This window comes from Micromonospora rhizosphaerae (genome assembly GCF_900091465.1).
In the GTDB taxonomy this organism is placed as follows: Bacteria; Actinomycetota; Actinomycetes; order Mycobacteriales; family Micromonosporaceae; genus Micromonospora; species Micromonospora rhizosphaerae.
On the sequence record NZ_FMHV01000002.1, the window covers coordinates 3,494,968 to 3,517,742 of the forward strand.

Annotated in this window: 17 protein-coding genes; 10 read left to right on the forward strand and 7 right to left on the reverse strand. The window is 70.4% G+C overall.

The annotated features are described in order from the left end of the window. Positions 1 to 394: 394 nt before the first annotated feature. From GA0070624_RS16465 to GA0070624_RS16475, 3 genes are all read left to right on the forward strand, one after another. Positions 395 to 1,645 carry an ABC transporter substrate-binding protein gene (locus tag GA0070624_RS16465; RefSeq protein WP_091342086.1) on the forward strand — a complete coding sequence of 417 codons (1,251 nt, stop codon included), beginning with the start codon at positions 395 to 397 and terminating at the stop codon, positions 1,643 to 1,645. A gap of 65 nt (positions 1,646 to 1,710) precedes the next feature. Then, complete coding sequence (locus GA0070624_RS16470; protein ID WP_091342088.1) at positions 1,711 to 2,658, forward strand: carbohydrate ABC transporter permease; 948 nt, start codon at positions 1,711 to 1,713, stop codon at positions 2,656 to 2,658. Further along, positions 2,655 to 3,533 carry a carbohydrate ABC transporter permease gene (locus tag GA0070624_RS16475; protein WP_091342090.1) on the forward strand — a complete coding sequence of 293 codons (879 nt, stop codon included), beginning with the start codon at positions 2,655 to 2,657 and terminating at the stop codon, positions 3,531 to 3,533. Before GA0070624_RS16470 ends, GA0070624_RS16475 begins: the two co-directional genes overlap by 4 nt. A 425-nt stretch (positions 3,534 to 3,958) precedes the next feature. Here the strand turns inward: GA0070624_RS16475 and GA0070624_RS16480 are convergent, their stop codons facing one another. Both GA0070624_RS16480 and GA0070624_RS16485 read right to left on the reverse strand, forming a co-directional pair. After that, positions 3,959 to 6,268, reverse strand: coding sequence for a PQQ-binding-like beta-propeller repeat protein (locus GA0070624_RS16480; RefSeq protein WP_091342092.1), 2,310 nt, complete (start codon positions 6,266 to 6,268; stop codon positions 3,959 to 3,961). 73 nt (positions 6,269 to 6,341) lie between these two features. Continuing rightward, positions 6,342 to 8,336, reverse strand: coding sequence for a hypothetical protein (locus tag GA0070624_RS16485; protein ID WP_141715051.1), 1,995 nt, complete (start codon positions 8,334 to 8,336; stop codon positions 6,342 to 6,344). 332 nt (positions 8,337 to 8,668) lie between these two features. Here GA0070624_RS16485 and GA0070624_RS16490 point away from each other — a divergent pair, with 332 nt between their 5' ends. Beyond that, complete coding sequence (locus GA0070624_RS16490; RefSeq protein WP_245718824.1) at positions 8,669 to 9,694, forward strand: glycoside hydrolase family 172 protein; 1,026 nt, start codon at positions 8,669 to 8,671, stop codon at positions 9,692 to 9,694. Between the two features lie 37 nt (positions 9,695 to 9,731). Here GA0070624_RS16490 and GA0070624_RS16495 read toward each other — a convergent pair whose 3' ends face one another. From GA0070624_RS16495 to GA0070624_RS16515, 5 genes are all read right to left on the reverse strand, one after another. Further along, positions 9,732 to 11,498: a family 20 glycosylhydrolase gene (locus tag GA0070624_RS16495; protein WP_091342098.1), complete on the reverse strand. Its 1,767-nt coding sequence runs from the start codon at positions 11,496 to 11,498 to the stop codon at positions 9,732 to 9,734. Next, entirely contained in the window at positions 11,495 to 12,703 is a 1,209-nt protein-coding gene (locus GA0070624_RS16500; protein ID WP_141715052.1) for an enolase C-terminal domain-like protein, read from the reverse strand. The genes GA0070624_RS16495 and GA0070624_RS16500 overlap by 4 nt, the downstream gene beginning before the upstream one ends. After that, a complete protein-coding gene (locus GA0070624_RS16505; protein ID WP_091342103.1) occupies positions 12,700 to 13,578 on the reverse strand; it encodes a Gfo/Idh/MocA family oxidoreductase in 879 nt (292 codons plus the stop codon). Before GA0070624_RS16505 ends, GA0070624_RS16500 begins: the two co-directional genes overlap by 4 nt. Next, the gene (locus tag GA0070624_RS16510; RefSeq protein WP_091342105.1) at positions 13,578 to 14,387 is read right to left on the reverse strand and encodes a carbohydrate ABC transporter permease; all 810 of its coding nucleotides are present in this window, start codon (positions 14,385 to 14,387) and stop codon (positions 13,578 to 13,580) included. The genes GA0070624_RS16505 and GA0070624_RS16510 overlap by 1 nt, the downstream gene beginning before the upstream one ends. Positions 14,388 to 14,464: 77 nt before the next feature. Continuing rightward, positions 14,465 to 15,409: a carbohydrate ABC transporter permease gene (locus GA0070624_RS16515; protein ID WP_091342108.1), complete on the reverse strand. Its 945-nt coding sequence runs from the start codon at positions 15,407 to 15,409 to the stop codon at positions 14,465 to 14,467. Positions 15,410 to 15,653: 244 nt separating this feature from the next. Here GA0070624_RS16515 and GA0070624_RS16520 point away from each other — a divergent pair, with 244 nt between their 5' ends. Genes GA0070624_RS16520 through GA0070624_RS16545 form a run of 6 tightly spaced genes read left to right on the forward strand, consistent with a single transcriptional unit; the run spans position 15,654 to position 22,762 of the window. Further along, positions 15,654 to 16,937, forward strand: a complete 1,284-nt coding sequence (locus GA0070624_RS16520) for an ABC transporter substrate-binding protein (RefSeq protein ID WP_091342111.1) — start codon at positions 15,654 to 15,656, stop codon at positions 16,935 to 16,937. A 55-nt stretch (positions 16,938 to 16,992) separates the two neighbouring features. Then, complete coding sequence (locus GA0070624_RS16525) at positions 16,993 to 18,006, forward strand: Gfo/Idh/MocA family protein (protein WP_091342113.1); 1,014 nt, start codon at positions 16,993 to 16,995, stop codon at positions 18,004 to 18,006. Position 18,007: 1 nt separating this feature from the next. Continuing rightward, the gene (locus GA0070624_RS16530) at positions 18,008 to 20,119 is read left to right on the forward strand and encodes a heparinase II/III family protein (RefSeq protein ID WP_091342116.1); all 2,112 of its coding nucleotides are present in this window, start codon (positions 18,008 to 18,010) and stop codon (positions 20,117 to 20,119) included. After that, entirely contained in the window at positions 20,116 to 21,222 is a 1,107-nt protein-coding gene (locus GA0070624_RS16535) for a DegT/DnrJ/EryC1/StrS family aminotransferase (RefSeq protein WP_091342119.1), read from the forward strand. The genes GA0070624_RS16530 and GA0070624_RS16535 overlap by 4 nt, the downstream gene beginning before the upstream one ends. After that, positions 21,219 to 21,962: an amidohydrolase family protein gene (locus GA0070624_RS16540; protein WP_218105167.1), complete on the forward strand. Its 744-nt coding sequence runs from the start codon at positions 21,219 to 21,221 to the stop codon at positions 21,960 to 21,962. The genes GA0070624_RS16535 and GA0070624_RS16540 overlap by 4 nt, the downstream gene beginning before the upstream one ends. After that, positions 21,956 to 22,762: an amidohydrolase family protein gene (locus GA0070624_RS16545; protein WP_218105168.1), complete on the forward strand. Its 807-nt coding sequence runs from the start codon at positions 21,956 to 21,958 to the stop codon at positions 22,760 to 22,762. The genes GA0070624_RS16540 and GA0070624_RS16545 overlap by 7 nt, the downstream gene beginning before the upstream one ends. Positions 22,763 to 22,775: the final 13 nt, after the last annotated feature.

A 22,775-nucleotide genomic window follows, 5' to 3' on the forward strand; every position in this document is an offset into this window, starting at 1 on the left:
CACGAGCGGCCCAGCTCGGGTTGGCGACCGCGGGTGCTGACCCCGACGGTCCACCACCGGCCGCACTCGATCGAGAGCGGCCGGTGGCGGGGCTTGACGGTTGGTAAGACGCCGACGCCCTCGTCCTCGCCCTTCTACCACCTCGGGCATTCCTCCGGTTGCCGCCGATCGGCCCGTAGAAAATCGGTTGCTGGCACACCTTGAGCCCGGCGGATCCGGCTGTCAGTATTTGGAGGTCTCAATTTCGGTACTGACCGAAAGCGGTCCCCTAGGTTCCGAGGATACACCCGGACGGGATGACAACAGCTGCTGCGTCGGGGCCGGGCGTACCGGGTATGCCTGGCGCCACGCGAGGACGGCGCGCCGATGAGGTCGCGCCGGTGAGGAGAGCAACATGCTTCGAAGATTGGTCGGCGGCCTGGCCGCGGCCGCGCTCGCACTCTCCGCAGCGGGCTGCGGCGGATCGGCCGGCGACGGCAAGCAGAGCGTGACGTTGTGGATGTACCCGCTGTCAACGAACGACCAGTCGGTCAATCAGACCTTCTGGTCCGGTGTGGAGCAGGGTTTCGAGAAGGCGCACCCGGACATCGACGTCAAGGTGGAGATCCAGCCGTGGGAGAACAGGGAGGAGAAGCTGACCACGGCGCTGGCCTCCGGTAAGGGGCCGGACCTGGTGCTGATGATCCCCGATCAGGTGCCACAGTTCGCCAGGACCCGCTCGCTCCAGCCGGTCGACGACGCGCTCGGCGGCCCGCGCGAGGACTTCCAGCCGGGCGCGATCAGCGGGTCGACGTACGAGGGCAAGCTGTACCTGGCGCCGCTGTACCAGACCGCGACCCTGCCGGCGTACAACAAGAAGGTGCTCGCCGAGATCGGCGTCACCGAGGCGCCGAAGACCTGGGACGAGGTGCTGTCCTGGGTGCCCAAGCTGAGCGCGAAGGGGTACCAGACACTCGACTACACCGCCGCCACCGACGCCTCGCTCAACGGCTCGTATTACCTGACGCTGTGGCAGAGTGGCGGGCGCGTCTTCGCCCCGGACGGCAAGTCGGTGGCCTTCAACAGCCCTGAGGGCGAGAAGGCGCTGAAGATCCTCGTGGACATCTACAAGCAGGGCGGTATTCCCAAGTCGCAGCTCACCGCCCAGGGCGACGCGAGCACCGGCCCGATGGCCAAGGGCAAGGTCGCGCTCAACAACGCGATGTCCGTGCCGTTCCTCAAGAACCTGCAGAAGCTGTGGGGTGCCGACAACGTAATGGTCGGCCCGCCGCTGTCCAACGGCAAGCAGGGGGTCAGCTTCGGCCTGCCCGGCGGCCTGGCGCTCGCCTCGGCCGCGAAGGATCCGAAGGCGGCCAAGGAGTTCCTCCGCTACGTCACCGGCAGCGAGGTGCTCGCCGGCCTCAGCAAGGCGTTCGGGTACTTCCCGCCGCGCAAGTCCGTGCCGGTGCCGGACGACCCGGTGATGAAGCAGTACGAACCGTACCTGTCCACCATGTTCGCCGGCGAGGTGCAGCCCGCCTCCCGGCAGGTGATGTCCGTGCTCGCGCCGCACATCCAGGCCGCGCTCAAGGGCGACAAGAGCCCCCGGCAGGCCCTCGACGACGCGGCCAAGGAAGCCAACGAGCTCATCGCACGGACCGGATGACGGTATCGGGCCGGCCCGGACGCCCTCTCGGCGTCCGGGCCGGCGCTATCGACAAGGGAGACAACATGACCGCGGTGAGCAGCCCGCCGGCCCGTCGAGCCGGCCCCGCCGCCGAACCGGCCACTACCGGAGCCGTCCAGCGCCGGCGGCGACGCCGCCGCGAGGCGTTGGCCGGTGTGGCGTTCGCGGCCCCGATGCTGGCGTTGTTCGCGGTGTTCCGGCTGGCTCCGACGTTCGAGTCGGCGTTGCTCAGCCTCACCGACTACCATCCGCTGGCGGGCTGGAACTTCGTCGGCCTGGGCAACTATCAGCGGCTGGTCGCCGACACCGGGTTCTGGCGGGCGCTGCGGGTCACCGTCGTGTACGCGTTGGTGTTCGTTCCGTTCACCACCGTGCTGTCGCTGGTCACCGCGGTGCTGCTACAACGCCTGATTTGGGCGCGCGGATTCTTCCGCGGCGTTTTCTTCCTGCCGTACGTCACCAGCACCGTGTTCGCGGCGGTGATCTGGCGGTGGCTGTACTCGGTCGAGGGCGGCCTGATCAACGGGCTGCTGAACAAGGCCGGTATCGGCGACGTGCCGTTTCTCAACGATGCCCCGCTGGTCCTGCCGTCGATCGCGGTGATGGCCGCGTGGAAGGGCTTCGGGTACTCGATGATGATCCTGCTGGCCGGGTTGCAGACCATCCCGGAGGAATACCTGGAGGCCGCACGGATCGACGGCGCGAGCGGGTTCGGGCTGTTCCGCCGGATCACGCTGCCACTGCTGCGTCCGGTGCTGTTCTTCGTGATCGTCATCGAGACGATCGGCGCGCTGCAGGTCTTCGACGCGATGTATGTGATGACCGGGGGTGGACCGGTCAACGCCAGTTACTCGGTGGTGTACATGCTCTACGACCAGGGTTTCAAGTTCGCCGACTTCGGTTACGCCAGCGCCATCGGGATGGTGCTGTTCGTCGTCATCCTGGCGGTGTCGCTGATCCAGCGGCGACTGCTCGACCGGAGCCCGTCATGACCGGCGTCACGATTGGCGGCGCGGCCACCGCCGACGCACCGACCGACGCCAGCGGTCCGGACCGCCCGCGGCGCGGCCAGCTTGGCACCCTGACGCTGGTCGTCCTGGTCGCGCTCGCCACGCTGGTGCCGTTCGTGGCGATGCTGCTTGTCGCGCTCTCACCGCCAGGCGCCCGCACGCTGCCGGACGTGTTGTGGCCGGACCGGATCAGTCTGGACAACTTCGTCACCGCGCTGCGTGGTGCCAGCCTGGCCCGCTGGGCGGTCAACTCGCTGGTGTACTCGGCGGTCTCCACCGCGCTGGTGCTGATGCTTGCCACCATGGCCGGGTACGCGTTCGCCAAGAAGCGCTGGACCGGCCGGGACAAGGTGTTCTGGGTGATGCTGGCCACCCTGATGGTGCCGTTCCACGTCACGCTGATCCCGTTCTTCCTCACCGTCAGCTCCGTCGGTGGCATCGACACGTACTGGGGCATGATCGTGCCGACCCTGGCCAACGTGCAGGCCGTGTTCCTGATGCGTCAGTACATCGCGGGCCTGCCCGACGAGTTGTTCGAGGCGGCCCGGATGGACGGCGCGTCCGAGTGGCGGATGTTCACGCGCATCGTGCTGCCGCTGGCCCGGCCCGGCATGGCCGCGATCGGCGTGTTCGTGTTCATCTGGCACTGGAACGACTTCCTGTGGCCGCTGCTGGTCGCGCAGAGCGACGACATGCGCACCATCACCGTCGGCCTGGCCGCGCTGCGCTCCGATCAGATGCTGCCGCAGCAGCAGCTCGCCGCCGCGACCATCACCGTACTGCCCTGCCTGCTCGTCTTCGGACTGTTCCAGCGCTACGTCGCCGACAACGTCGCCACCGCGGGAATCAAGGGATGAACGCCAGCCGCGCCGACCTCGCCACCGTCGGGGCGGCCGGCTCCCCCCGGTGCTTGACCCGCCGGCCCAGCGGGTCACCGTCAACGGCCCGGCGTGGACGGCATACCTGGCCGGACCGCTGATCGCCCGTGCGGCCTGGGCGTTACGCGCCGGCCGTCAGCGGCCCGCTGCCGGTACGCCGATCGCCCATGCTGTGCGGCAATGGCCGGCGACGTCAGCGGAGGGCGCGCTTCGAGCGCCCGCCGGTAGCCGCACGGCCGCGGTACCGGCAGGTGGGTGGTGACCAGCTGCGCCGTGCACATTGTCGATTCGTACGGTGTCGACCGGATGCCGCGCACGGGAGTGCCCGCATTGGCCAGCCGGTGCGGTTGATGATGAAGGGGCGGCCGGCAAGCCGGCCGCCCCTTCATCATCAAACTGTCAGCTCAGCCGCCAATCCCGGACCGGCCAGCGGCGTCCACGATCGCATCCTTCTCCGCGGCCGTGAGGATGCCATTACTGACCAGCTGCTCGGTCACGTGAGCGACGTGCGAAACAAACTCGCCGTGGTTCTTCCAGGGCTGGTCGTCGCGGATGAGGTCGTTGACTGTGCAGCCGTCCGGCCGGTAGCGGTTGGCTACACCACTGTCGACGTCGCCAGTGAACACGTCAGCCCGAAGGTCAGACTTCGGGCAGGCGTCGGCCTGCGGGGTGTAGCGCAGCAGGTGCGACCCGTACTGCACCGCGCCGTGGTCCGCCTTGACCCCGTTGCGGAACCACAGGTTGCCCTGCTTGTCCTGAGCGAGACGGTAGGTGCCCGAGTCCCGCACCACGGTCACCTGGTACGAGAGCGCGTCGATGCGCAGCAGGTTCCCGTCGAGCGAGGCGTACACGTGCTCGTCGGGGTTGAGGTACAGCTCGTCCTGCACGCCGCTGTACACGCCGGGCAACTGCTGCCGGTACGTGACCTCGCCGGTGGTCGGGTCGGCGATGAACAGCGTGTTGTCGGCCAGCCCCCACAGCTTCCCGTCCGGCCCGGCGATCAGTGAGGTGATCGCGTACGCCCCGGGCACCGGCACCAGCTCTCGGGTCTTGGCGCCGGTGGCGGGGTCGACGCTGAACAGCTTGGCCTCGGTCGCCTTCGGGTCGGTGCCCCCACCACCGGAGATGCTGGTGCCGCCCCACAGCTTGCCGTCGATCGTGGCGAGTGACGTCACGCCCTGGTCGGTGACGATGTTGCGCTGCACCGTGTACTGCCCGGTGGCGTACTCGTATCGGGTGAGCGCCCCGCCCCACAGCCCGTAGTCGGGCGTGCTGGCGATGTACATGGCGTCCCCGGCGTCAACGAACGCGACCGGACGATTCTGCCCGTACGCGCTCTGCAGGCTGAACAGCTCTCTGGGGTTGGTGCCGAACGAGTACGGCTTGGTCGGGTCGTACTCCATGATCCGACCGGCCGGGTAGACCCCGATGTACATCTTGCCGCCGTGCCAGGCCCAGCCCTCGGTCTGGCCGAGCCGGCTCTGCGTCACCTTCTTACCGGTCACCGGGTCGAGGATGGTCAGCGACCCGTTGATGTACAGGTTGGTGTAGATATTCCCGTCCTCACCCGCGTTGATGTTGGCGATGTCGATCGGCTGGTACGGGAACGGCAGCGTGTACGCATCGGCGGCGCCGGTCGCCGGGTCGTACGTGAGCGCCTGGCCCGCGTAGTTGCCGATCAGCGCGTAGAGCGAGCCGTCGAGCCAGCCCCACCCGACGCCCGCGCCGCCGGCCTTCACGGCGGCGCCGCTGGCGTCGCGGACCGGACCGAACGTGTGGTCGATCAGGTCGTAGCGGGCCAGGTCGAGGCCGGCGGTGTAGTACACCGACCGCCCGTCGGGTGCGATCCGGGAGGTGCCGCGGGAGGTCAGCGAGAACGTCTCTGCGGGCTGGCCGGTGTCGCGGTTGACCAGTGGCACCGGCTCGCCGGTGTCGGCGTCCAAAACGATCGCCTGCAGGTTGCTGAGCTTGAGCACCAGCTGCCCGCCGACGAGGTTCATGTCCGCCGGGTAGGCCGTCGACCCGCGCCGCGCCTCGGGCAGGATGTCGCGCTTCTCGCCGGTGCGCAGGTCGTACCGGATGATGTGCCCGTGCGAGCCGATCGCGGCCCACAGCACCTCGCGGCCCGGGTCGATCGCCACGTCGATGACGTACTGCTCGCCGTCGAACATCTGGCCGAGGTCGCGGAAGCCCTCGCTCGGCGAGTAGGAGAACGCATGCGCGCTGGGGTAGGTGCCGCCGTAGATCTTCCCGTCCGTGCCGGCCTGGAAGCCGTAGAGCACGGTCTGGTTGGGCACCGGTGCACCGAGGTCAACGGTCTGGCCGGTCGCCGGGTCGTGCTGGTACACGTGCGCGTTGGGGTAGCTGCCGGCGTACACCTTGCCGTCGTTGGCCTGGGTCACCGCCCAGGCGCCGGAGGACTCGGGCAGCTCGGCCGTGTGCACGTGCTGCCGGCTGACTGGGTCGACGGCGGCGAGCACGCCCGGCGTGCCCATCTGTACGGAGTACCACATCGGTCGCCCGCCGGCGTCGGTGCCGAAGTACCCCTCGAAGACGGTGAGCGCGGTCGACTGGACGCCGAAGTCGGTCGTGGCGCCGGGTGTGGGTGGCGGCGGTGGCTCGTCGGCGGCCGCCGCATTCGTGGTGGGCAGGACGAGAGCCGTCGCCACCGCGGTGATCGCGGCGAGCGCGCGGGTTGATCGGGACAGACGCACTGGACCTCCCGGAGGGTGAGGGATAGGGACGTTGGGTGGCGCGCCGCCGACCGACGGCACGCCACCCCGGGGATCAGGAAGAGCGCCAGGGACGCCCGGAGACCGCGATTCGGATCAGGTTGCGGTCCCGCACCGTGTACAGGGCGCAGCCGGCCGGGTCGTCGGCGAGCTTGGCGCCGTCGAACCAGGCGCCGGCCAGACCGTCGACGACCGTGGTGACCTCCAGCGTCACCGGGTCGACCTGGTACACCCGGTTGCCGTCGGTGCCGTAGATCGCCAGGCCCTTGACCACCAGGTCACCGCCAGCCGTGCCGACCTGCACGGTACGCAGCACCTGGCGGCGGACCGGGTCGACCTCGAAGAACACCCCGTTGTCGGTCACCCCGTAGATGCGGCCGTGCAGGTGCACCAGGTCGGCGATGAACGTCGCGCCCGGTACCGGGTCGAGCTGCCAACGCACCCGCCGCTCGCTCAGGTCGAACGCGGCCAGCGTGGCCTGCTTCGCCACCGGCGGCAGGCCGAAGCCCTCCTGAAGGTACGAGCCGAGGTATGCCACGCCCTTGTCCACCGTCACGGAGTACACGGTCTGCCGGTCGATCACCGGCCGGTACACGTCGAGTTTCTTGGCGGCGATGTCATAGATGGACAGCGCGCCGTCGGGATGCCCCGGCTCCGGCTGCGTCGGCATCACCAGCAGCCCGCCGCTCTCGTCGTACACCATGTCCCGCGGCCGGTCCTGGTTGTTGCCGACCCTGGCCAGCAGCTCCGCGGATTCCGCGCCCGGCGTGTACCCGTACAGCAGCGCCTGCGTGTAGACGCCCATGTAGATCCGCCCGTCAACGGCGACCATCGCCTTCGGCTGACCGGGCAGGCCGAGCCGCGACTGCTGCCCGGTGCCCAGGTCGTGGATCTGAACACCACCCTTGCCCGAGACGTAGACCCGTTGCCCGTCGGAGAGCAGCGTCATCGGCTGCTCCGGCGCGGCCCGCAAGCCCCGCTGCACGAGGTTGCGGTACTCCATCGTGCCGGTGGCCTTGTCGTAGACGAACACCGCGCCCTCTTGCAGCCCGTAGATCTTGCCGCCATGCGCCAGCAGCCGGGCGGTGGCCATCTCCGGGTACGGCACGCCGAGCACGTCCAGCTTCCCGCTGGTGATGTTGTACCGGTAGAAGGAGCCTGAGGGTCGGCCGGCGAAGAACACGTCGTCGCCGTCGATGACCTCGGTGGTGATGTACTTCTCGCCGGGCACGGACGCCTTGACGATCTGATAGTCCGCCGGGTTCGCCTTCTCCATCACCAGCAGCTCGCCGTTGGAGGAGATGCCCATCGCCAGGTAGGTGCCGCTGGCGGCCATGCTGGCGACGAAGTCGCGGCCGGCCAGCTCGGGTGGCAGGATCTCCCGCTTGGCGCCGGTGGCCCGGTCGATCGCGACGAGGTGGGCGTGTGAGCCGACCCCGACGTAGATGGTCGTCGCGTCCGCAGCGATGCTGCGGGCGTACTGCTCACCGGCAGTCGCCATGCCCAGGTCCCGGGTGGCCCCGGTCGTCGGGTCGTACTCCGCGACGCGACCGCTCTGCGAGAAGCCGAGATAGATCTTGCCGTCCGGCGAGGCGGCGAGGTTCCAGATGTAGTCGTCGTCGAACGAGGCCACCTTGGTGACCGCGCCACTGACCGTGTCGACCTTGTAGAGGTCGGAGGGGAGGTGGGTACCGACGTACAGGTCCGTGCCGATCGTGGCCGTGGCCCAGGCGCCGATGCCGGTCGGGATCTCGTAGTGGGTGGTGACGCGGTCGGTGGCGAGATCGTAGACACCGACCACGTTGGGCGACAGCCCACGGGTCACCATGTACATCTTGTCGCCGATGAGCTCGGCGTTGCCCGGCGCGTTGTTCATGCTCGCCGGGCCGAGGTCGGTGATGGTGCCCTGCGGGTCGGTGCAACGGCCGAGTGCCAGGCCATCCGTCGTGACCGACGAGTCAGCCGAAGCGGACGGGGCAGGCAGGGCGAAGAGGCTCAGGCAGACGCCGATGACGGCGACCCGCACAGCGCGGCGGACTGGTTCGAGCACTCGGTACCTCCGATGGCAGACGCAACGGATGGAGTTTCGGTCGTAGCCGGAACCTACAAGGAATTCGCTCCGATCTCTAGAGCCAACCTCGACGGAGCTTCCCTTCCCGACCTGGTGGCTGTTCAGCCGTCAGGTCGTGGGCCTGCACCTGCCCCACCTTGACATGCAGTCAGGCTTTCCCTAGTTTCGGCCGAGGCCTTAATTCGGCCCACCCGCGCCCATGGTTCCTCAGCATGGCGGCGATCCCGCGAACCTGACCGATGAGGGGGCCGAACGGGTCGCGTGTCGCAATGCCGTGGAGTTGTTTGGGCTGGGGGCTGAGATTGTTTGAGTTGTGGCGAATACGGGACGCGGTGACCCGGTCGGTCAGCGCGGAGAACCCGACCGGCGAGCCCGGTCGGGGTGGAGCGGCGCTCGACGGTCCGAACGCTTCGGCCGCCTGGGACCTGGGTCAGGGTTGGAAGCTTTCGCCCTACGCGGTGTTGGCCCCGGGTGCGCCCCAGGTCATCGCCGACCTCACCGGCCCGGGGACCGTGCAGCACATCTGGTTCGCGCGACCACCGGGCGCCGACCGCAGTCTGGTGTTGCGGATGTACTGGGACGGCGAGGAGCATCCGAGCGTCGAGGTGCCCTTCGGTGACTTCTTCTGCTCCGGTTGGAACGTCCCGACGCTGGTGAACTCGTTCCCGGTCGCGGTCAACCCCAACGGCGGGTACAACTCGTACTGGCCAATGCCGTTCCGGCAGGCCGCGCGTATCGAGGTGGAGAGCCGCCACCACACCCCGGTCAACCTCTACTACCAGGTCACCTACGAACTGTCCCCGGTGCCTGACGACGCGGCGTACTTCCACGCCTCATGGCGCCGCTCGCACCCCACCGCGTGGGCCGAACCGCACGTCATCCTCGACGGCGTGCGGGGTCGGGGCCACTACGTCGGAACGTACCTCGCCTGGCAGGCCAACTCGGCCGGCTGGTGGGGCGAGGGCGAAGTCAAGTTCTACCTTGACGGCGACATCGAGTTCCCGACCATCTGCGGAACCGGCACGGAGGACTACTTCGGCGGCGCCTGGTCCTTCGAGCAGCCCGCAGGGGCCTACCGGGAGTATTCGACGCCGTTCCTGGGCATGCCACAGGTCATCACCGGCAGCCACACCCCCAATCGGTTTGGCATGTACCGATGGCACATCCCCGACCCGATCCACTTCCGCTCCGACCTGCGCGTGACCGTGCAGGCACTCGGCTGGCGACCCGACGGGCGGTACCTGCCGCTGCGCGACGACATCTCCTCGACCGCGTTCTGGTACCAGCGCGAGCCCCACGCGCCGTACCCGGAGTTGGGCGACATCGAGGTGGTGTGACCGGCCGGCCGCCGGACGTTCCGGTGGCCGGCCGGGCTCACTGCCCGCCGCCGAGCCGGCGGACCGGCTCGGCGGCCTTGGCCGCGGCGACCACCGCCCCGCCCTCGCCGGCGTACACGTCGCGGAGCGCCTCGGCGTACTCCTCCTGCCATGCGCGCCACTCGCTGATGAGCCGGTCCGCCGACCCTTCCGCCATGGCCCGTGCGGCTGACGCCGCCGGATCATCGGCGCCGTTGCCCCGGTGCCAGGCCGCCGTCTGCGCGACCTCGTCCGTCGCGATGGTCAGCAGCCGGTGTCGGGCACAGGCCCGCACGAGCGGGTCGGCGGCCGAGTCGCACACCGCCCGCAACTCGTGCACCGTGCCGTTCTCGACCACTCGGCACCACTCGGGCAGCGCTACCGCCGCGTCAACGTTCCAGTACCGGGCCGCCGAGGCGGCCAGCACGGGCTCCGCGGTGGGCAGCGGCTCGCACGGCGGGCTGACCGTGTCGTACGCCGCCCACGCCGTGCTCACCACGCCCTCGATGCCCAGCGAGCGGGCCTGCGCGGCCCACATGCCGACGTTGGCCAACCGCCGGGACCAGTGGGGATGTGCCGCGTTCGGGCCATCGGCGCCACGCGCCGCGGCGGCGCCGATCACGGTACGGCCCCGGGCCGCGAGCGCCCGGGCCCAGGGCAGCGGGTGGTCCCCGGATTTCACCGTCTCGATCAGCCGGCGCTCCTCGGGCGGCAACGACGCCACCGGCACCAGGGGCGCCCCGGGCGGTGCCGACGCGACGAGGTCGGAGGTCGCCACGACGGTCTGCGGGTTGCCCCACCTCGCCCAGCCGGTCCGACCCGTCGCGGCGTACTCCCACGGCATCAGCACGGTCTCCGCCGGCAGCGCGTCGACCAGGGCCGGGTCGCGCTCGGCGTAGAGCACGTCGTCCCAGACCACCGGGCGCCGACCGGCCTCGATCACCACTCGCGCGGCGGCGGCGACGTGCTGCGCGTACAGGTCGGGTCGCCGCTGGCCGGCGCAGCGCTGGCAGGCGCCCAGCGACCAGGGTTCATCACCGCCGATGTGCACGAGGTCCGCCTCGGGGTGCGCGGCGAGGACCGCGTCCAGCGTGCCGGCGAAGAACTCGAGCGACCCCGGCAGCATGGGGCACAGCTGCTGATGCCGGTCGTCCTCGGCGAGGTTGCGCCAGCGCGGGCGGCGCAGGGCGTACTCCAGATGGCCGAGGCACTGCACCAGCGGAACGACGGTCATGCCGTGGCGTGCCGCGGTGGCAAGCAGTGCCGGCACATCGACGGTATCCGGTGCCGCCAGGTCCAGCTCCGCCGGGTACGGGAACCTGTCCTCGTACTCGACCAGCAGGGTGTTCACCCGCAGCGCACCGAGCCGGGCGAGCAGGCCGTCCAGGTACGACGGCGCCAGCGCGGGCCCCTTCAGGTCCAGATGAACGCCGCGCACGGCCAGATCGGCGAAGTCGACCAGGCGCCGGCAGGCCAGGCCGCCGTCGGCCAGCGACGCGGCGGCGTAGCCGAGTGCGGCGGCGCCGCGCCCGGTGAGCTCGATCCGATCGGGGGTGACGGCCAGCGCGAACCCGTCGGGCCGGTCGGGCGGGGTCAGTACCGGCGCGGGCGTCGCGCCCGCGACGACCCACCACCCCGATCCGCCGTCGACCACCCGGGTGGGCAGCCCGACAAGGCCGGCCACCCGGGCCGCTGCCGCGGCGGCGGCCGGTGGATGATGCACGGCGGCCCCGCTCGGTGGCCGGAAGAAACCCGGCTCGGGGAAGACGGCGCGTGCCTCGATCATCGGATGCCCTCCCTGCCGCAGCCGGACACGTCGATCGTGCCGTCCACGACGGTTACCAGCTCCGGCCGGCGGCGGGCGAGTTCGTCGTTGCCGGCCGGGGCGTACTGCAGGCTGTTGCACTCGAAGGCGGGGACCGCGCGGACGGTCCGGGTGGCGAACGCCGCCGCGTGTTCCAGCGCGGCACCGACGTGGGTGAGGTCCTGCTGCACGACGTACCGCCCGCGCTGCCGCGCCCAGCAGTAGGTGAGCAGCGCCGCGGTCTGCCCACGGCAGGTCTTGACCACCACGCCGTCCCAGCCGGTCACCTCGTTGAGCCGGCGCGGGTCGGGTAGCCCCTCGTCGAGCAGGACGGGGATGCCGTTGCCCGGCGGTGCCACCGCAGCCGACCGGGGCAGCGGCTGCTCGACGTAGTCCACGGTCAGGCCGGGTGGCAGCGCGTCCAGCAGCGCGGTGACGTCCGACACGGTCCGGTAGCCCTCGTTCGGGTCCAGTGCCAGCCGGCAGCCCGGGCCGGCCGCGGCCTGGACGGCCATCACCCGTGCCGCGTCGTGGGCTGGGTCGGCGCCGGCCAGTTTCACCTTGAGCCAGCGCGCGCCGGCCAGCCCGTCGAGCGGATCGTTCGCCCCGACCACCCACTGCACCGGCAGCCGGGCGGGCGGGCGCGGGGCCAGATAGTCGACCGGGTACCGACCGGCGAAATCCGGCCCGAGGAAGGCGGACAGGTCGGGCACGTACGGGTCGGCGTACAGCTGGAAGGCGGAACGGCCGGCGGCACGCGCCCACGCGTCGTGCACCGCCGCGTCGACCGGGCCGAGACACACCTCGGCGGCCAGCCGGGGCAGTGGCAGGTCGGGCAGCGCGTCGAGCAGGGCCGCGCCGATGCTGAGCGGATCACCGGCGCTGCCCAGCACCGCCTGCGCAAGCGCGGCCACCGCCGACCGCATCACGGTGTCGCGGTTGCCGCGGCTGCCGCCGGTCGAGCCGTCGCCGGCATCGTCGTGCCCGGTTGAGCCGTAGGCCCAGGGGTGGGACAGCAGCACGCTGCCGGTGCCGGACGCGTGCCGCCCGGCGGCGTCCACCTCGACGGTCACCGTCGCCTCGGTGAGCCCGTCGATCGGTCCGGAGCTCAGCACCAGCGGGGCGGCGAACGGGACGTCGCGGAACCGGACGGTGACGTCCGCCACCCGGACGTCCGTCGGCCTCACCGCAGCTTCGCCCGTCGGTACGCGGCGGCGAACGCGGGCCCGTCGTATTCCACCCCGGCCAGGTCCGGGTCGTCGAAGGAGACCCAGCGGCCGCCGTCGTAACGCGAGCACAACCCGGCGAGGGCGGCCAGCTCCGGTTCGATCAGGGCGGACATCGGCATCGGGTCCGGAGCCTGCCCGGACAGGTACGGCACGACGGCGTGCAGCATCGTTTCGTACAGCGCGGACGGGTCGACCTCGACGTGACGCACGGACCGGCCCGACAGGACGGTCGCCCAAAAGGGGTGGCGTGCCGGGGTTTCCCCCACCGACACCATCCCGGTGCGCCCGTCGGCCCAGGCGATCTCGACCCGGGCCTGGCCGCGCCCGCCGAGCCACCGTGCCCGCCGCATGCCGGGTCCGAGCAGCCCGTGCAGCAGCGAGTACGCGTGGATGCCGTAGTCGAATTCGTGACCGGAACAGCCGGCGAGGGCGAACTCGGCGTCCGGGTCACGCTCCACCGCCCAGCGCAGCGAGGAGCCCCCGGAGAGCCGTACGCCGTGGCCGGCCCACTCGACGAGCTGCGCCAGGTCGGCGGCGTTCCCGGCGAACGGCTTGTCCAGCAGCACCGCCCGACCGGCGGCGACGAACGGCGTGACCCGCTCGATGTGCGTGGACCAGTCGGCGCCGGAGACCAGGGCCAGGTCCACCGCGTCGGCCATGGGGTACAGGTCGTCGAAGACGTGCCGTATGCCGTGCTGGGCGGCGAACTCCGCCGCCGGTCCGTGGGGTCCGTGGTGCCACACCGCGACCACGTCGTGGTCCATCGCCCGCAGCAGTGGGGTGAACGCGCCGGGGTGGGAGGTGTCCAGATCGACCAGGCCAATCCGCGCCATCAGCCCTTCACCGCCCCGCGCATGCCGTCGACGAAGTGCTTCTGCATGGCGATGAAGAACACCACGATGGGCAGGACCGCGATCACCGTTCCTGCGGCCATCGACCGTACGTCGGTGCCGAAGATGCCCTGCAGGTAGGCCAGGCCGAGCGCGATGGGGTACTTGTCCTCGCTCTTGAGCACGACCAGCGGCCAGATGAAGTTGTTCCACACGCTGATGAAACCGAAAATCGCGAGCGTGGCGAGGGTCGGGGTGACCTGGCGGACGGCCACCCGCCAGAAGATCTGCCACTCGTTGCAGCCGTCCACTCGGGCCGCGTCGAACAGTTCCCGCGGGACCTGCTCGAAGGCCTGCTTCAGAAGGAACACCCCGAAGGCGGAGAGCAGCCCCGGCAGGACGACGCCGGCGAAGGTGTCGACCATGCCGAGTTCGGACACGACGAGGAACCGCGGTACCAGCATGACCTCGCCGGGCAGGAACATCGTCGACACGATCAGCGCGAACAGTGGTGCGCGGCCGCGGAACTCCATCCGGGCCAGCGGGTAGGCGGCCAACGCCGAGATGACCAGGTATGCCGGCACGGTGAGCAGCTCGTAGATCATGGAGTTGGCCAGGTAGCGCGGGAAGGAGATCTTGGTCCACGACTCGACGAACCAGTCGAGCACCGGCGGTATCGGGATCAGCTGCGGGGGGAACGAGTACACCGGCTGGCTCGCGGGTTTGAGCGCGCTGGTGAGCAGGATGAGGAACGGGCCGATGAACAGGGCGCCGATGAGGCAGAGCAGGGTGTAGAACCCGGCCTGCTTCATCCCGTTCAGGCTGACTCGCTTCGCTCGCCCCGGCTCTATGACGCGCCTTTGGGTGGTGTCTTGCTCGGTGCGATCGTTCATCTGGCGGCCGCCTTCCCGCGAGTCAACCGGTAGGAGACGAGGGAGAACACGACGAGGATCGCCCACAGCACCAGGCCCATCGCGCTCGCGTAGCCCATGTTGAAGTGGCGGAACGCCGCGTCGTAGATGTAGTAGCCGAGCGTGAGGGTGCCATCCTGCGGGCCGCCCTGTGTCATCACGAACACCGACGTGAAGACCTGCATCGAGTCGAGTGCCGCGAGGACCATGACCACCGCGATGTAGGGGCGCAGCATCGGCACGGTGATACTGCTCAGCCGGCGCCACGGCCCGGCACCGTCCACCGCCGCCGCCTCGTAGAGCTCACGCGGTACGGACTGCAGTCCCGCGAGGTAGATCATCATGTAGTAGCCGAGCGACTTCCAGCTCTCGACCAGCACGAGCGCCGGCAGGGCCCAGCCCGGGTCGAGGAGGTACTGCACCGGCTGATCGAGCAGGCCGAGGGTGTTGAGCAGCCAGTTGAGGATCCCGCGCTGGTGGTAGACGTAGTTCCAGGCGATGGCAACGGCGACCATTGAGGTGACCACCGGTAGGTAGTAGACCAGGCGGAAGACCTTGATCCCCCGCAGCGGCAGGTTGACCAGGACCGCCAGCAGCAGCGGGATGACGACCAGGATCGGCAGCATGCCGATCAAGAAGAGGCCGGAGTTCGTCAGTGCCGTGTAGAAGCGGTCGTCGCCGAGCATGTGGCTGAAGTTGCCCAGGCCGACGAACTCGGCGGGCGAGACCACCCGGTAGTCGTAGAACGCGAGCTGCACGGCGGTGACCGCGGGCCAGACGAAGAAGACGCCGAGCAGGGTCAAAGCGGGCAGCAGGAAGAGGTACGGGGTTGCACCCCAGTGCTGTCGGACCCGCCGGTTCCGGCCGGGAGGGGCGACCGAGTGCCCCGTCTCCGCCGGCGCGGGCACCACCGTCATCGTCATGCCGCACTTCCTTCATGGGTGGGCCGTCAGTCTTCGTGGGTGGACCGTCAGTCGATTGAACCCCTTGACAGGCCGAGCGTGATGGTTAACCTTTGTCCGCAACAAACTTTAAGGACCGCCGAAATGTTGTCCGGACCCTATTTCGCCCCTTAGGCACTGTCAAGGTCACCGATGCGGGCTCCTTCCCGGGCCCTCGCGGCGGCCCGACCGATCGCCCAACCCCTAGGACCAATGGAGGTCTGCCGTGAGGGTTACTTCGCTGCTGGCCAGAGCCCTGGCCGCCGGGCTCGCGCTCGGTCTTGCGACCGGTTGTGTCGCCGGGACCGAGAAGGACAAGTCCAGCACCAACAGCACCGAGCTCGAGTTCTGGACCATCAATCTGAAGAAGAACTTCGAGAGCTACATCACCGGGCTCATCGACGGATTCAAGAAGCAGCACCCGGATGCGAAGCTCACCTGGGTGGACGTGCCGGGCAACGAGGTGAAGCCCAAGCTGCTCGCCGCGGTGGCGGCCGGTAAGGCGCCTGACGTGGTCAACCTGACCAACGTCGACCTGGAGGAGTTCATCCCGTCGCTGACCGACCTCAGCCCGTACGTCACCGACGAACAGCAGAAGGCGTACGTGCCGAACCTGCTCGAGCCGCTCAAGCCCGACGGGAAGCTGATCGGCCTGCCCTGGTACAACGGCGGCGCACCGGTCTCGATCTACAACAGCGAACTGGTCAGCAAGGCCGGCCTGGACGTCAACAACCCGCCGAAGACCTTCACCGAGGCGCTGCAGTGGGCGACGAAGCTGCACCAGGCGACGCCCAAGGTGTACGGCATGAACGGCATCCCCGACGTGTCGGTGATGCAGGCCGAGGGCGTGCCGATGCTGTCGGCCGACCGCACCAAGGCTGCCTTCAACACACCCGAGGCGAAGGCGATCCTCTCGGCCTGGAAGGACGCCTACGCCAAGGGTGGCCTCGCCCCCGGCACCACGGTCAAGGATGACCGCCAGTACCCGCAGACGCTCGACAACCAGCAGGTAGCGTTCTCGGCCGGCGGCCTGCCGTTCCAGCTGAAGAACATCGAGAAGAACGCGCCTGATGTCTTCAAGAAGCTCAAGCTTGCGCCGGGGGCGACCGGGGCGGCAGGCACCTACGTGCTGCCGGACCAGCAGACGTTCGTCGTGCCCAAGGGCGCGAAGAACCCGAAGCTCGCCGCCGAGTTCGGTCTCTACCTCACCAACGCCGAGAACCAGACCGCGTTCTGCAAACTCGTCGCGATCTACCCGTCCACCGTGGAGTCCCTGAAGGACCCCCAGTTCAGCACCTTCCAGCCGGGCAACCTGCACGACGAAGCCCGCAAGCTCGTCGCGGACGAGCTGCCCAAGCTCCAGCTCGGCTTCCTCGGCACCGGCAAGGACGACAAGCTGACCGAGCGCTGGCGGGAGAACGTGCGGGCGATGCTCACCGGCACCAAGAGCCCCGACCAGGCGCTCGCCGACGCCGAGAAAGAGTGGAACACCATTCTCGCCGCCAAGTGATCCACCCGGTGGCCGCCCCTGCCAGGGGCGGCCACCGGCCCAGGGAAGGACGAACATGCCGCAGTTGGGTGTCGGAATCGTCGGTGCCGGCATCATGGGTCGAGCCCACGCGAGCGTCCTCGCCGAGCACCCGGCCACCCGGGTCGTCGCCGTGACCAGCCGGACCAGGGACTCGGCGGAGAAGCTCGCCGTCGAGTACGACGCGAGCGTCCACCCGGACGTCGCCGCGCTGGTCGCCGACGCCGACGTGGACATCGTGGTCGTGGCGACCCCGGACCATCTGCACGCCGAGACGGTCTGCGCGGCCGCGGAGGCCGGCAAGCACGTGCTGGTGGAGAAGCCGTTCACCACCGACCCGGGTGACGCCGAGCGCGCGGTGGCGGCGGTCCGGCAGGCCGGGGTCAAGGCGATGACCCTGTTCAACCACCGCTGGGTTCCCGCCTACGCCCAGGCGCAGGCCCGCATCGCCGCCGGTGACATCGGCCGCCCCCGGGTGGCGTACGCCCGCAAGAACGACACCCGCTACGTCCCGACCCGGATGATCCCGTGGGCGGACCGGACCACCTGCGCCTGGTTCCTGTCCAGCCACGACATCGACCTCGTCTGCTGGATGTTCGACGACCAGGTGGAGACGGTCTACGCCTCCGCCGTCGACGGCGTGCTGCGCGGGCTGGGGGTGGACACACCGGACGCGATCCAGGCGCAGTGCCGCTTCCGCGGTGGCGGGGTGGCGACCTTCGAGTCGTGCTGGACATACCCGGACACCTTCCCCACGATGACCGACTCGTTCGTCGAGGTCATCGGTGAGCGGGGCGTGATCCACCTCGACCGCAAGTGTGAGCAGATCGAGATCGCCACCGAGGACGCCTACCAGTACCCGCGCAACCTGCTGCTGCGCACGGTGCACGGGGTGCCGGCCGGCGCGGTACGGGACGCGATCTGGCACCTGGTCGACTGCGTACGTCACGACCGTGAACCGTTGGTGACGTTGGAGTCCAGCCGACACGTCACCGCGGTGTTGGCCGCCATCCACCGCTCGATCGCCTCGGGCCGACCGGAGGCCGTCTGACATGACCACCCTGGTGGAAAAGGCGCGACACGTCGACGAGTTGCGGATGCGGCACATCAGCCCGGAAGCGCTCGCCGCCGCGGTGGATGTGCCGGATCTGCGGGCGCGGCTGTCGACCCGTACCGGGGTCACGCCGGTGCGCGATCCGCTCCGATGGGCGGCGCACCTGCGCGGCACCCCGCGCGCCGCCGAGGTGCTGGCCGCCGCCGACGCGCTGCTCGACCAGCCCTTCGACTTCACCGACCCGGCACATGGGCGGTCCGGGCTGTACGGGTTCCACTACCTCTACTGGACCAACCCGCTCGTCCAGGCGTACGCGCTCACCGGCGAGCGGCGGTACGCCGAACGGTTCGGCGCGATCGTGGACGACTGGTACGCCGTCCGCGACCAGGTACGCGGCGAGTGGCCGGGGCTGGACGTGGTCTGGTACACCCTCGGGGTCGCCTGCCGTTCGCAGGTGCTGCTGGGTGCCCTGCACACTCTCGGTCACGAACTGAGCGAGAAGACCCGGCACCGGTTGGTCGCGACGCTGCTCGGCGGCGCGCGCTGGCTCGCCGAGGAGCACGACGCGTTCCGGCACGGCAACTGGCAGCTCGCCGGCTGTGCGGTACTCACCGAGATCGCCGGCTATCTACCGGAGTTCACCGAAGCATCGGCCTGGTCCGCGGTGGCGGGCGAGCGGCTGCACGAGCACCTGATGCTGGACGTGTACGCCGACGGCGGGCACTACGAGCGCAGCCCGTCCTACCACCTCATGTGCCTGGCCGGGTTGCAGAACGCGGCGCTGCGCGACGAGAGCCTGCGGGCGCATCCGCGGCTGCGCGCGATGCACGACTGGCTGCTGGCGATGGCCACACCCGGGGGAGTCGTACCGCCGTTCAACGACTCGCACGTGCCGCACGTGGCCGAGCCGCTGCTCCGCGGCTGGCACCTGTACGGCGACCCGGCGTACCTCGCCGTCGCCCGAGCGCACCTGCCGGCCGAGCGGATCGCCGAGATCCTCGCCTGGCTGGAACTGCGCGAACTTCCCGCCGAGTCACCCGAGGCGGCCCCGGCCCGCTCGGTCCTGCTGCCGCAGAGCAAGTTCGCCGTGCTGCGGGTCGGCGGGCACTACGGGGTGGTCAACTGCGGGCCGTACATCGAACACGAGTTGGAGAGCCACAGCCACCACGCGGCGCTCGACCTGGTGCTGTGGGGCCACGGCGCGGCGCTGGCCTGGGAGCCCGGCGGGCCGGAGAGTTACGACGATCCGCAGTACCAGGGCTGGTACCGGGCGACCCGGGCGCACAACACGATCCAGCCCGGCGACGGAGATGTCGGCGAGGACCACGACGCCCGCGTCGACGCCCACGTGAGGCTTCCCGAGTGCGACATGCTGGTCGCCGAGCACACCGGTTGGGGCGCGCCACACCGCAGATGCGTGCTCCTGCTGCGCGACGATCCGACCTACTGGGTCATCAGTGACGACTATCAAGACGGGCCGTACGACTGGCGGTTGGGTGCCCTCCAGCCGTGGAGCGGTGATCCGGCCACCGGGTTGCACGGCGGGATCGGCCCCGCCCTGCTCGTGCTCCCCGTCGACCTGCCGCAGGCCGTGCGCACCGACTCGGGTCCGACCCGGATACCCGACGCCGAAGGCGCGTCGTCGCCGGCGACGCTGTACGGGCTCACTCTGCGCTATCCGGCCGGCCGGGCCCGGCACGTGCTGGTGCCGTACGCCGCCACGCGTCCCACGGTGAGTCTGTCGGAGGCCGGCCCGGTGCTGCGGATCGCCCACGCGGGTGGCGTGGACGTCATCGGGGACGGGTCGGTGGTGCGACTGGGCGACGGCCGGCTGCGCGCCGCGGCGTCGTGGGCCGGTAACCCGATCGAGCATGCCGGGCGGACGCTGGTGCGAGGCCGTGCCGACGCCGTGGGCCTGACGGTCGATGCGGACCGCTGGACCGTCACGGCCGAGGTCGCCGCCCGGACCGTGTTGTGGATCGCCGCGGCCGGAGCCACCCGGCTCGACGGGGTGCGGATCAGCCCGACCCGGGTCGACGGCGGCAGCCGGGTCACGCTGCCGGCGGCCGGCCGGTGGAGAGTACAGATCGATAGCGAGGGGGAGCGATGACCGGCGACTGGCCTACATGGCCACAGTGGACGGACGCGGACCTGACGGCGGTCCGCGAGGTGATCGACTCCGGCAGGTGGAACGGCGTCGATGCCCCAGCGGTCACCGACTTCGAGCAGCGGTGGGCCGCCTACACGGGCGCCCGGCACGCGATCTGCGCCGCCAACGGCACGGACAGCCTCCTGCTCGGGCTGCGCGCCCTCGGCGTCGGCCCGGGAGACGAGGTCATCGTGCCGGCGTACACCTTCCTCGCCACCGCCTCGGCGGTCGCACTGGCCGGTGCCACGCCCGTGTTCGCCGACATCGACCCCGACAGCTACTGTCTCGACCCCGCCGCGGTCGACGCCGCGGTCACCCCGCGCACCGCCGCGGTCATCGCCGTGCACCTCGGCGGGCATCCGGCGGATATGGACGCGCTCGGTGCCCTCTGCCGACGGCGCGGTCTGGCGCTCGTCGAGGACGCCGCGCACGCCCACGGCGCCCGCCACCGGGACCGGCCCGTCGGCGCGCTCGCCGATCTTGCGTCCTGGTCGTTCCAGGGCTCGAAGAACCTGACCGCGGGCGAGGGTGGAGCGCTGACCACCAACGACGACGGCATCGCCGAGCGGATGCGTTCGCTGCGCAACCAGGGCCGGGTGGCCGGCGGTGCCTGGTACGAGCACCACGTTCTCGGCTGGAACTCCCGGCTGACCGCGATGCAGGCGGCGCTGCTCCGCGCCGGCCTGGACCGGTTGACCGCCCAGGTGGCGGCCCGCGAGGCGGCCGCCGGCTACCTCGATGAGCACCTGCCCGGGACGGTCACCCCGCAGGGGCGGGCGCCATGGGTCACCGTCCATGCCCACCACCTCTACCTGTTCCGCTACGGCCGTGGCCCGGTGGGGGAGTTCGTCGAGGCGTTGCGGGCGCTCGACATCCCTGCCGTGCCCGGCTATCCGGTACCGCTCTACCGGCAGCCACTGTTCGCCGGGCGCTACGACGGTGTGCACCTCCCGGAGACCGAGCGGGCCTGCCGGGAGACCGTCTGGCTGCCGCACGAGCTGCTGCTCGCACCGGTCGAACGGATGGCCGAGGTGGTCGCCGCCGTGGAGAAGGCCACTCGGTGAACCTGTACGACTGCAATTCGATGCTCGGCAGGCTCCCGGCGGGCAACGTGGGCGAGGGCAGTGTCGCGGCGCTGACGAAGCTGATGGACCGGTTCGGCATCGAGGCGGCGGTCGTCGCCCACACCGCCGCGTGGCGGCACGACCCGGCCAGTGGCAATGCCCAGCTGCTCGCCGAGGTTTCCGGCGAGCCGCGGTTGCGGCCCGCCTGGGTGGGCCTACCGGACAGCTGCGGCGAGGTGGCGCCACCAGCACAGTTCGTGGCCGCAGCCCGACGACACGACGTCGCGGCGGTGCGCCTCTACCCGGCCGACCACGGCTACGGCCTTGCCGGAAGCGACTGCGCGGCGCTGCTCGACGCCCTGGCGGCGGCGCGGCTCCCGGTGCTCATCGACGCCGACCAGGCGTCGATGACCGAGATCGAGGCGATCGCCGCGGCGCGCCCCGCGCTGCCCGTCGTGGTGTGCCAGGTCGGATACCGGGCGCTTCGCCGACTCGCCGGGGTCCTCGCCCGCACCGGGAACGTCCACGTCGAACTGTCCTATCTGGGCAGCCATCTCGGGCTGGAGTGGCTGGTGGAGCGCTTCGGGAGCGCTCGGCTGTTGTTCGGCACCGGCCTGCCGGTGCGCGATCCGGCCGACGCCGTGACCCGGCTGCTCTGGTCGGAGCTGGATGACGCGGAGGTGGCGGCGATCGGCGCCGGCAACCTGCGGCGGCTTGTCGGCGGGGGGGACCCGTGCTGACCCCCGACCCGCTCACGGAGGCGGTCCGGAACCGGGTTCCGCTCGCGGGCGCCGACGTGATCGACGCGCACGCCCACGTCGGCCCGTACAGCCGATTCTTCATCCCTGACCCGTCCGCCGACGCGATGGTGCGGTTGATGGACCGGTGCGGGGTGCGCCGGGCGGTGCTCTCCTCCTGCCTGGCCATCGAGCTGGACACCGCCGCCGGCAACGCCGCCACGGCCGCCGCCGTACGGTCACACCCGGACCGGCTCGCCGGCTATCTGACGCTCAACCCGCACCAGAGCCCGGAGGCGGAGGTGGCCCGGTGGGCCGATGACCCCGGCTTCATCGGCATAAAGCTGCATCCGAGCCTGCACGAGTACCCGGTTCCCGGGCCGGCCTACGGTCCCGCCTGGGAGTTCGCGGCGGCCACCGGACGGCCGGTGCTCAGCCACACCTGGACCGGTTCGGCGTACGACGACCCGGCGATGCTCGCCGCCGTCGCCGAGCGCCACCCCGACGTCACCATCCTGCTCGGGCACGCCGGCGCGCTGCCGGCCGGCTTCGACACGGTCATCGAGCTGGCCCGCCGGCATCAGAACCTCTACCTGGAGATCTGCGGCTCGTACTTCACCAGCCGTGCGCTCGAGCGGATGGTCGGCGAGCTGGGCGCACACCGGGTCATCTATGGCTCTGACTTCCCCTTCATCGACCTGCGGTATTCACTCGGCCGGGTCCTCTTCGCCGACCTGCCCCTGGCCGACCGGATCACCGTCCTCGGCGGTGCGTTCGCCGCGCTGCTTCCACCTCGACCGTGACTGCTGTCCCAAC

Coding starts and splice junctions, on each gene's coding strand:
- GA0070624_RS16465 (WP_091342086.1), top strand. CDS start 395: ATGCTTCGAAGATTGGTCGGCGGCCTGGCCGCGGCCGCGCTCGCACTC.
- GA0070624_RS16470 (WP_091342088.1), top strand. CDS start 1,711: ATGACCGCGGTGAGCAGCCCGCCGGCCCGTCGAGCCGGCCCCGCCGCC.
- GA0070624_RS16475 (WP_091342090.1), top strand. CDS start 2,655: ATGACCGGCGTCACGATTGGCGGCGCGGCCACCGCCGACGCACCGACC.
- GA0070624_RS16495 (WP_091342098.1), bottom strand. CDS start 11,498: ATGATCGAGGCACGCGCCGTCTTCCCCGAGCCGGGTTTCTTCCGGCCA.
- GA0070624_RS16505 (WP_091342103.1), bottom strand. CDS start 13,578: ATGGCGCGGATTGGCCTGGTCGATCTGGACACCTCCCACCCCGGCGCG.
- GA0070624_RS16510 (WP_091342105.1), bottom strand. CDS start 14,387: ATGAAGCAGGCCGGGTTCTACACCCTGCTCTGCCTCATCGGCGCCCTG.
- GA0070624_RS16515 (WP_091342108.1), bottom strand. CDS start 15,409: ATGACGATGACGGTGGTGCCCGCGCCGGCGGAGACGGGGCACTCGGTC.
- GA0070624_RS16525 (WP_091342113.1), top strand. CDS start 16,993: ATGCCGCAGTTGGGTGTCGGAATCGTCGGTGCCGGCATCATGGGTCGA.
- GA0070624_RS16530 (WP_091342116.1), top strand. CDS start 18,008: ATGACCACCCTGGTGGAAAAGGCGCGACACGTCGACGAGTTGCGGATG.
- GA0070624_RS16535 (WP_091342119.1), top strand. CDS start 20,116: ATGACCGGCGACTGGCCTACATGGCCACAGTGGACGGACGCGGACCTG.